The sequence below is a fragment of the Endozoicomonas sp. ONNA2 genome (assembly GCF_024606365.1).
Classification (GTDB): Bacteria; Pseudomonadota; Gammaproteobacteria; order Pseudomonadales; family Endozoicomonadaceae; genus Endozoicomonas.
Genome location: NZ_JAHHPO010000002.1, coordinates 1 through 1,075 on the forward strand (window position 1 = coordinate 1; position 1,075 = coordinate 1,075).

Consider the following 1,075-nt stretch of genomic DNA (forward strand, 5'->3'; position numbering starts at 1 on the left):
CCTACGCGGCAACTGCTCCTGCGTTGCTCTAGCTCCTGCATCCATGCAGTCATGCAGTCGGGCGCTATTCTCGGACAGCCTCCTAGGCCCTGTCAAAATCAAACGTTAGTACATTATTTATATTATCCGTACCCAGCATTAGCATAAGCAGGCGATCAATACCCATCGCTACCCCCGCACAGTCGGGCATGCCATGAGTCAGTGCCGCTAACATGTGCTTATTGTAGGGATAGATGTCATAGCCGCGCTCCTGACGCTTTTGCTGTTCTTTTTCGAAGCGCTTCTTCTGCTCCTGTGCATCCAGAAGCTCATGATAGCCATTGGCCAGCTCCACCCCGTTAACAAACAGCTCAAAGCGTGCAGCTACCGGATGCCCATTCCGGCTGGTGGCTAATCTGGCCAATGCTGACATTGCGGCAGGATAGTCATAAACAAAGTAGCCTTCCAGTACTTCTGAATCGCCGGACCCAAGGTTTGGCTCAACAAATTTTGAGAACAGAAGATCCAGGCAGTCACTCCTTTCAAGCCCCTGAAGTTTGGCATCCACTTTTTTACTGACCAGTTGGCCCAGCACTTCATCAGTGGCGTTATAGGGGTTGACTCCCAGGTACTGTTCAAACAGCTCTCCATAGCTGCAACGCCTGGCCTCCCGGAAGTGGCAGACACTGCTCAGCAAATCGGCAACATCATCCATCAACCGCTGGTCATTCATACCCATGCGGTACCATTCCAGCATAGTGAATTCCGGATTATGACGCCCTCCGGCTTCGCCATTTCTGAAGACTCGCCCCAGAGAGTAAATATCTCCACTGCCTGCTGCCAGCAAACGCTTCATGGCAAACTCTGGCGAGGTGTGCAGGTAACAAAGCTGTGATTTGCCATGACCAATGGGGCTGAATTCTGTGGCAAAGCTGTCTATGTAAACATCCACAGTGGCGCTGCTGGACAGTATCGGGGTTTCCACCTCCATGACCCCCCGTGCATCAAAATAAGCCCGGACCTCGCGCAGCAATCGGGCTCGTTTTTTGAGCGCCATCATTGAAGCCGATGGGCGCCATAAGTCATTGGTCATAAG

1 protein-coding gene is annotated in these 1,075 nt (G+C 52.2%); it reads right to left on the bottom strand.

The window, feature by feature from the left end; all coding sequences use genetic code 11:
* Window positions 1-82: 82 nt before the first annotated feature.
* The coding region (gene epmA, locus KDK14_RS00020) for an EF-P lysine aminoacylase EpmA (protein ID WP_257262961.1) at window positions 83-1,075 on the bottom strand (993 nt) is incomplete at its 5' end.